The organism is Nocardia sp. NPDC004123, from assembly GCF_053603795.1.
In genome coordinates, this window is sequence record NZ_JBSGGG010000039.1 from 83,329 (window position 1) to 92,450 (window position 9,122).

The following is a 9,122-nucleotide window of genomic DNA, read 5'->3' on the forward strand; positions in this document are numbered from 1 at the left end:
GGTTCTTTCTTACCTCCCCGCCTCCCCGCCCGGCGAGAGACCTCACCTCCAATTCCCGATTCGACCAATTCGTCACCTTCGATTCGAACGATGAATTCGAACCGGACGGTTCTGTTAGTGACTCGAGATATGTTGCGGCACACGACATTCGACGAGTATGACTTGATGCAGACAGGCACCCTCGCCGGTCCGGAATCCCCCGACGGCGTGGCCATCCGGTCCGACCTGCTGCCGCCCGGCACGCACGGTTCCAATGTCCGCGGCCTCGTGGACCGGAAGGTCTGGGATGCCCTGCGTATTCCGGTCTGCACAGCCGCCGGAGATCGCTGCGAGATCTGCGGCGACCAGGCGATCCGCAACGGCCGCATCGGACGCCCCTACTGCCACGAGAAGTGGACCTTCGAGTTCCGCGCCGACCGCCCCATCGAATGCCTGCAACGCCTGATTGCCCCCTGCCCCGGCTGCCACCAGGTCCAACACTCCGGCCTGGCCCCGAGCAAAAGGCCGGGAGCAAGAGGTTATCGAGCAACTGTGCCGCCTGAACCGCTGGTCCCGCCGGCAAGCCCGCAGTTGATCACCAGGGCAGAGGTCAAGCAGGTGGTGGACTCGGGCTTCGTCAAGGCCTCCGACGTCTGCTCGGGCGACGTGAAATCCGCCTGCACCGAACTCGGCATCGCCTGAAGAACTCGACCTGAACCGCTCAACCGCCCGATACACCCACCTCAAACACTTCAACTGGGACCTCGACCTGTCAGCACTCCACAACCGCCTGATCATCCACAGCCACCCGACCCTCCACATACCCGCCGCCGACCGAGCCACACTCGACAATTCCTTCTTCGCACTCCCGCCACACAGATCAGTTCGCCTCACTCGAGCCGATTCGCCTGAAACATATGAAATTCTGAAACACATTGCATCACAATAGAATTCGCCTTCTACCGCGATCATATAAGCGGTAGAATTAGCCCATGGATTCGAAGGGGGAAACACTCGACAAGTGCGGCATCGCAGAACTGGCGACCGCCGTCGAAACCCTGTCGAATTCCGTCCTCAACGGCAACCTCACTCCGCTCGCCGATGGCGAGGTCGTGGAGTTGATGCAGCGGTTGGAGACCTGCAAACGTCAACTGTCGGCGCTGGATTCACGCCTGATCATCGAGGCCTGCAACCGCTCGCTGCCCGAAGGTAGTGGGGCGAAGGCTGTGGTTCCGTTCCTGCGGCAGACACTGGGATTGTCGAAATACGACGCGTCGGTGCGGGTGAAGATCACCCGCCAGTGCGGCGAGTTCTTCGAGCCCACCGGTCATCTGCGTCCGGCCGCGTTGGCCGAGACCGCCGAAGCCTTCGAGGCAGGGGATATCTCGCGTGATCATGTCCGCAACATCATCGACGTGATGAACCACCTGCCCACCGACATCCCCGCCGAGACGCGCGCGGAAGCCGAACACCTCTTGGTCGATCACTCCCGCATCGGCTGGCCCGATGACCTGCCCAAGATCGGCCGCGACATCCTCGCCCGCATCGACCCCGACGGCAAGGTCATCTCCGACACCGACCGCCGTCGCCGCCGCGGCCTGATCCTCGGCCGTCCCGGAGTGGACGGCATGTCGTGGATCGAGGGCTGGATCACCCCCGAACTGCGTGCCCTGCTCGACGCCGTCTTCGCCAAGCTCGCCCGTCCGGGCATGTGCAACATCGACGATGCCGACAGTGTTGCCGCCACGGTCAAGGTCGTCGATTCGACGGTGCTCGAGGCCGCGGCGCGTCGGGACCGTCGTGATGCCGGTCAGCGCACCCACGACGCGTTGTTCGCGTTGCTGCAGCCCGGTGTCGACCCTGCCAAGCTGGGCTCCCACCGGGGTCTGCCGGTGCAGGCCATCGTCACTATGTCGCTCAACGATCTGGAGCGTGGGGCCGGGGTTGCGACCACCGCCTCCGGTGGCCACGTCTCCATCAATGAGGCGTTGAAGCTGGCCGAGGGTACCCGCCCGGTGCTGGTGGTCCTCGACGCGGACGGGCTGCCGCTGTACCTGGGTCGCTGCCAGCGACTGGCCGGCCCGGCTCAGCGTTTGGCGTTGATCGCCCGCGACAAGGGCTGCACCCGGCCGGGATGCGAGGCACCCGCGAGTATGTGTGCGGTGCACCACATCACCGACTGGGCCAAAGGCGGCCCCACCGACCTGACCAACCTGACCTTGGCCTGCGATCACTGCCACGCGCTGGTCAACGACAGTGCCGAGGGTTGGAAAACCGTTGTCATGGGCAAGGATTCCCCGTATCGGGGTCGCACCGGGTGGATTGCCCCGAAACGTCTTGACCCCACCGGCATTCCTCGCGTGAACGACAGACATCACGTCGGTGAGTGGGTCGCCGCTGCCATCGATTCCAGTTGCTCGAGGTGGGGTTCACGGGCGGCGTGATTCCCGGCTGCTCGTGTGCTGCTGGTGTGCGCAGGGACGGGGAGGTGTGGTCACCTCGCCTGCCCTACCGGACTCGAGCTGACGCCGGGTTGGGAGCTCTCCCGCCGATCCCGACCCAGGGACTGCTTCCCAATGAAGTTGTCAAGCCTGGAAGTTGACGTTCGATGGGTGGTTCAGGCGGCTGCTGCGGCGGGTGGCGCTGGCTGGTAGGTCCGGTGCTCGCGGATCAGTGCCCAGAGCACGTTCACGCGGCGGCGGGCCAGGGCGAGGACGGCTTGAGTGTGTTTCTTGCCTTCGGCGCGTTTGCGGGTGTAGAACTTCTTCGATTCGGGGCTACAGGTGAGCGAGATCATCGCCGATTGATAGAAGACACGGTTGAGGCCGCGGTGATATCGCTTGGGCCGGTGCAGGTTCCCGCGTATTCGCCCGGAATCCCGTGGCGCCGGTGCGAGTCCGGCGAACCCGGCCAGCCGGTCGGGGGTGCCGAAGAAGGCCATATCGCCGCCGGTGGCCGCGAGAAATCCGGCGCCGAGCACCGTTCCGATGCGGGCAGACTGACGATCACCTCGGCGAGTTCGTGGCGGTGAAATCCGCCCTCGATGAGCTTGTCGGTGTCCTTGATTCGCTCGTTGAGGGCCATCACCTCTGCGGCCAGCGCCGCGACCATCGACGCGGTCAACTCCTCACCGGGCAGGCGGGTGTGCTGGCGCTGGGCGGCTTCGAGCGCCGCCGCGGCGATCTTACCGGGACTTCTGACTTTCCTTGTCCGCAACCAGGTTTCGAGCCGCGCCACGCCGATGCGGCGCAGCGCGGCGGGGGTCTGGTAGCCGGTCAGCAGCGTCAACGGACCGATCAGGGTGAGGTTGCCCAACGCCCGGTCCAGCGCGGGAAATATGCCGCTGAGCAGGCCCCGCAGCCGGTTGATCGCGCGGGTTCGGTCAGCGACGAGATCGGCGCGGTGGGTGGTCAACAGCTTCAGCTCGATGGTGACTTCGTCGCCGGGGCGCAGCGGATGCAAATCACGGCGCATCCGGGCCTGGTCGGCGATGATCGCGGCATCGCGGGCATCGGTCTTACCTTCGCCGCGATAGGCGCCGGCTGCGCGGTTGAGGGTCCGCCCGGGGATATACAGCAACGGCTGATCCCGCGCCACTAGCAGCCCGATCAGCAGCGCGGCACCACCATCGGGCACGTCCACCGCCCACACAACTTCCTCCGCCAGCGCCACCACCTCGTCGATGAGTCTCACCAGTTCCGGTTCATCGTTGGCGATCCGACGAGACACAAGCCGTTTGCCGTCGGAGGCGATGACCACACAGTGGTGCTCCGCCTTCCCGATGTCCACACCAGCCCAGACCCGGGCCATGCCCACCTCCATCAGCTCGTTGGAACTTGACGCCGCAGACGACCGCGCCGACGTTGCCCTACACAGCGATTCGCTCGCACATCCCAATATGCGGCCAGGGTCGTCACGGGGAACCGAGCGGCCAAGCAGTCCGAGCCACCAGCGGCACACGCATCAAAGCCACACCCGATTCCCCTGAGCCGCCGCGACATTACAGGCCCGACCGACCCAGGAAGAAAGGTAGGGCACGCATCACCTTTTACAGAACCCCCGCTACCTCACCAATGATCCCGAACCCCAACGCCCACAACGATATACCCGCTGCCGCGATCGGCACGATCATCACCACCCTGACCACCAATGCGACCGCCATCATCACCGCGACCGTGACCACCAGTGACCCCCGCCCCCGCGGGCTCATCGGTTCTCGCCGATCCCCGAACGCTCGCACCGACATTCCTGCCACTGCTTCTCCGATCTCAACCGCCAGTACGACGCCGACAACGTCATGTGGCGACCCCAACCCCCGTGATCGAACGGAATACTTCATGCGGTAACCCCACATACGGCTCAAAGGTGAGGGGGCTGGAAGGCGTAGACGCGGACGTAAGCCCGGCCCCCGCCCCTCTCCAGGCGTCTTTGTCTTTGTCTTTTCAGTTTTCGTTCGGGGCCGAGGCGCATACCTTCGTGCTGCGACCGATGAGTGCTGAACAGCCTGGAAAATCCGGCGGCGGAAATGACAACGGAGGCCCCAGGTTCGGAGCCTCCGTTGTGTTTGCCGGTTCGGGTCAGGCGCGGATGACCGCTCCCACCGCGGAGGACGCGGCGGCGACGGCTGCGTCGCGGGCGGCGCTGGCCTCGTCCTCGGTCAGGGTGCGGTCGATGGCGCGGAAGCGCAGGGCGTAGGTCAGGGACTTGCGGCCCTCACCGGCCTGGGCGCCCTCGTAGACATCGAAGAGCGAGATGTTCTCGAGCAGTTCGCCCGCGCCGCTGCGGAGGGCGTCCTCCACGGCGGCGGCGGAAACGGCCTTGTCGACGCTGATCGACACGTCCTGCAGCACCGCGGGGAACGCGGAAACCACGGGGGTGGGCCGGATTTCGCGCAGCGGCAGTGCGTCGAGGTCGAGTTCCACGGCGCAGGTGCGCGGGGGCAGGCCCGAGCGCTCCAAGACCGCGGGGTGCAGTTCACCGGCATGGCCGACAACGACCCCGTCGACGACGAGCTCGGCGCACCGGCCCGGGTGCCACGGAAGGTATTGCGTGGCACGCCGTTCGATCACCAGGCCCGAAGCATCGGCGATCGCGTCCACCAGGGCGAAGGCGTCGCCCGCCTCGACCGCACGACCCGCACCCCACGGGCCCCGCGGCTCGCGGCGGCCGGTGAGCACGGCACCGATGTGGATCGGCTGCTCCGGCAGCGACCGCAGCAGCACGCCGATCTCGTCCTCGGTGGGACGGCGGTCGACGGGCAGCGGGCCCACCGGCACGGTCTGCTCGTTCGGCAGCGTGACCTGGCCGATGCCGTAAATGGCAAGATCGCGCTCTCCGCGAGAGATATTGCGGGCGGCGATCTCCAGCAGGCCGGGCAGCAGCGTGGAGGACAGCTCGGCGCGCTCGACATCGAGCGGGTTGAGCACCCGCAACGTCTTGCGGCGCGAGTCATCGGCGTCCAGACCCCAGGTGTCGAAGACACCGCCGGGCATGAAGACCGGCGCGGGCACCTCGACGCAGCCCTCGAATGCCAGCGCCTTGCTCACCGCACGGCGGCGGCGCTGCTGGGCGGTGAGGCCGCGGCCGGCGGGGGCGGTGGGCAGCACCGACGGGATCTTGTCCAGTCCCTCCAGGCGCAGCACCTCCTCCACCAGGTCGGCGGGCTGGGTGAGGTCGGGCCGCCAGCTCGGCGGGGTGACGACCAGCTGCCCGTGCCCGGACTCGCTGACGCCGACCTCGATGGCGCAGCCCACCTGCTGCAGGCGGCGGGTGGCCGCGCCGGGCGCATAGTGCACGCCCGCGGTGCGGTCGGCCAGGTCGATGTCCATGACGATCGGCTGCCGGGCCGGCGTGGGTACGCGCACGTCGGTCAGCACGGATTCGATTGTGCCACCGGCGATCTCGGCCAGCAGCGTAGCGGCGCGATCCAGGGCGGCCACATTGACCTCGGGGTCCACGATCCGCTCGAACCGGCGGCTGGCCTCGGAGCCGAGCTTGTGGCGGCGCGCGGTGCGGGCCACGGCCACCGGGTTCCAGGTGGCGGCCTCGAGCAGGATGTCGGTGGAGGTGCCGGACACCTCGGTGCTCGCGCCGCCCATGATGCCCGCGAGCGAGATGACGCCGCTGTCATCGGCGATCACCACGTCCTCGGAGTCGAGGGTGCGCTCGGCCTCGTCGAGGGTGCGCAATATTTCGCCCTTGTGCGCGCGGCGCACCACGAAACCGCCCTGCACCTTCGTGGCGTCGAAGGCATGCAGCGGCTGGCCGAGCTCGAGCATCACATAGTTGGTGACGTCGACGGCCGGGGAGATGGGCCGCACGCCCGAGAGCAGCAGGCGACGCTGCAGCCACCACGGGCTCACGGCCTTCGGGTCGATGCCGGTCACCCGGCGCACCGCGAAGCGCGTGCACAGCGACTCGGGCTCGAGCTTCACCGACCAGGCATCGGCCTCGTCGTCCGGCAGCAGCCGCACGGCCGGATCGCCGTATTCCAGGTCGAAGCCGCAGGCCAGTTCACGCGCCAGGCCGCGCGCCGAGAAGGCGTAGCCGCGGTCGGGGGTAATGGCCAGCTCGATGACCGTATCGTCCAGCCCCAGCAGCTCATTGGCGTCCGCGCCGGGCTCGGCGGTGCCGGGCTCGAGCACCAGGATGCCGCTGTGATCCTTCCCGATCCCCAGTTCGGCGACCGAGCAGATCATGCCATTGCTGGTGTGGCCGTAGGTCTTCCGCGACGCGATCTGGAAGCCACCGGGCAGCACGCCACCGGGCAGCACCACGATCACCAGGTCGCCGACGGCGAAATTCCGTGCGCCGCAGACGATCTCCTGCAGCTCGGGATTGCCGACGTCCACCTTGCAGAAGCGGATCGGCTTCTTGAACTCGGTCAGCTCGGTGATCTCGGCGACCCGTCCGACCACCAGCGGGTGCTCGATGTCACCCTGCACCTGGTGCAACCGGTCGACCTCTTCGACCTCCAGCCCGACCCGGACGAACCCCGCGTCGAGCTCCTCCGGCGTCACCGACCACCCGGGGGTGGTCCGCTGCAGGATTTCCGTCAGCCAGGACTGCGCTACTCGCACTTGACGTTTCGCTTCCTCGTATCGGGGTCAGGTCAGGACTGGATGCCGAACGGCAGCGTGAAGCGCACATCGCCCTCGACGATGTCACGCATGTCCGGCAGGCCATTGCGGAACTGCAGGGTCCGTTCCAGACCCATGCCGAACGCGAAACCGCTGTACACCTCGGGATCGATGCCGCTGGCGATGAGCACCTTCGGGTTCACCATGCCGCAGCCGCCCCACTCGACCCAGCCGGGGCCGCCCTTCTTGTCCTCGAACCACACGTCCACCTCGGCGGACGGCTCGGTGAAGGGGAAGAAGCTGGGCCGCATGCGCGTGGTGGTGTTCGGACCGAACAGCGCCCGCGCGAAGGAGTCCAGGGTGCCCTTGAGGTGCGCCATGGTCAGGCCCTTGTCGATGGCCAGACCCTCGATCTGCGAGAACACCGGGGTGTGGGTGGCGTCCAGCTCGTCGGTGCGGAAGGTCCGCCCCGGGCAGACCACATAGATCGGCAGCTCGCGAGACAGCATGGAGCGCACCTGAACCGGCGAGGTGTGCGTGCGCAGCACCTGCCGCGAACCCTCCGGCGCGATGTGGAAGGTGTCCTGCATGGTGCGGGCCGGGTGGTCCGGCAGGAAGTTGAGGGCGTCGAAGTTGAAGTGCTCGGTCTCGACCTCGGGACCCTCGGCGACCTCCCAGCCCATGGCCACGAACACATCCGCGACCCGCTCGGACAGCACCGAGATCGGATGCCGCGCGCCCTCGGCGTGCCGACGGGCGGGCAGGGTGACGTCGATGGTCTCGGCGACCAGGACCGCCGCGTCGCGCTCGGCGAGCAGCTCGGCCTGGCGGGTCTCGTACGCCTGCGACACCCGGCCGCGCGCGACATTGACGCGCTTGCCGGCGTCGGCCTTCTCCTCCTTGGGCAGCGCGCCCAGCGACCGCTGCGCCAGCGAGATCGGCGACTTGCCACCCATGTACTCGGTCTTGGCGGCAGCCAGCTCGTCCAGCGTCGAGGCCGAGGCGAACGCCTTCTCAGCAGCTTCCGCGGCGGCGGAGAGCGACTCCTCGCTCAACGCAGCGGTCTGCTCGGCACTGTTGTCATCGGCCACGATGGTTCGTCACTCCCCAGGCTGGTTACGGGTCGGGCGGAAAGTCTTGTCAGCAGTGGTTACTGCGTACCCATTCTTGCTGGTCGCATCGTAAACCTTGTAATCAGGCCACCTCACCTGGATTTCCCCAGCTCGGGACCACCCTCTCGGCGCGGTGGCCGGACCGGCGGTGGTACGAATGAACTCGTGAAGTCCCGGCCCCTGACTCTCATCGACGACACCGACCGCCTCATCGAGTACTCGGTGGCGATGGACCGCATGCAGCAGATGTGGGAGGAGCGTGTCGCCGACCAGCGGCCCGACACGCTCTGGCTGCTCAGCCACGAGCAGACTTTCACGATCGGACGCCGCACCCCGGAGGCGCATCTGCCCGCTCCCGAGACCGACATCCCGGTCTTCACCACCAACCGCGGCGGCCAGCTCACGTATCACGCGCCTGGTCAGCTGGTCGGCTACCTCATCGTCAAGCTACAGCCCGGCGAGGGCGTCGTTGATCTGATTCGCGATGTCGAACTCCGGATCGTGACGGCTCTGGCCGAACTGGGCATCCCGGCCGAGCGCCGCGACACCCCGGCCGGGTCCGAGCTCCTCACCGGCGTCTGGACCCGCGACACCGGCCGCAAGATCACGTCCATCGGTATGCGCGTCGGCCGCAATGTCTCCACGCACGGCTTCGCTCTCAATGTCACCGGCGACCTCACCCCCTGGAAGCTCGCGGTCGCCTGCGGCATGCCCGATGTCGACATGACCTCCGTCGAGCGGGAACTCCCCGGGCAAGAGCCGCCGACAATGGACCAGGTGGTCGCCGCCATCACCACCGCCTTCGAGGCCGCCACTGCTCCGAGCCCGGCCCCGTAGCCGGCGCCACCTCCCGAATACACCTGAACGCGTTGCGCCCCTTCCGGACCGGTCCGGAAGGGGGGGGACCCGGGGGGTGGCGGGGGGTTCCGGGGGGCCCGGGTGGCGGGGGGGC

5 protein-coding genes and 1 pseudogene are annotated in these 9,122 nt (G+C 67.4%); 3 read left to right on the top strand and 3 right to left on the bottom strand.

The window, feature by feature from the left end; genetic code table 11:
• Positions 1-90: 90 nt before the first annotated feature.
• A complete protein-coding gene (locus ACWEQQ_RS41020) occupies positions 91-681 on the top strand; it encodes a hypothetical protein (protein WP_452352000.1) in 591 nt (196 codons plus the stop codon).
• Positions 682-971: 290 nt separating this feature from the next.
• Positions 972-2,423, top strand: a complete 1,452-nt coding sequence (locus tag ACWEQQ_RS41025) for a DUF222 domain-containing protein (protein ID WP_452352001.1) — start codon at positions 972-974, stop codon at positions 2,421-2,423.
• Between the two features lie 173 nt (positions 2,424-2,596).
• On the opposite strand, the pseudogene ACWEQQ_RS41030 reads toward ACWEQQ_RS41025, so the two are convergent.
• From ACWEQQ_RS41030 to pheS, 3 genes and pseudogenes are all read right to left on the bottom strand, one after another.
• Positions 2,597-3,789: pseudogene (locus ACWEQQ_RS41030) on the bottom strand (IS110 family transposase).
• A 767-nt stretch (positions 3,790-4,556) separates the two neighbouring features.
• A complete protein-coding gene (pheT, locus tag ACWEQQ_RS41035) occupies positions 4,557-7,058 on the bottom strand; it encodes a phenylalanine--tRNA ligase subunit beta (RefSeq protein WP_452352002.1) in 2,502 nt (833 codons plus the stop codon).
• A 32-nt stretch (positions 7,059-7,090) separates the two neighbouring features.
• A complete protein-coding gene (gene pheS / locus ACWEQQ_RS41040; RefSeq protein WP_452341214.1) occupies positions 7,091-8,149 on the bottom strand; it encodes a phenylalanine--tRNA ligase subunit alpha in 1,059 nt (352 codons plus the stop codon).
• Positions 8,150-8,335: 186 nt separating this feature from the next.
• On the opposite strand from pheS, the gene lipB reads away from it, so the two are divergent.
• Entirely contained in the window at positions 8,336-9,007 is a 672-nt protein-coding gene (gene lipB, locus ACWEQQ_RS41045) for a lipoyl(octanoyl) transferase LipB (RefSeq protein WP_452341213.1), read from the top strand.
• Positions 9,008-9,122 lie beyond the last annotated feature (115 nt).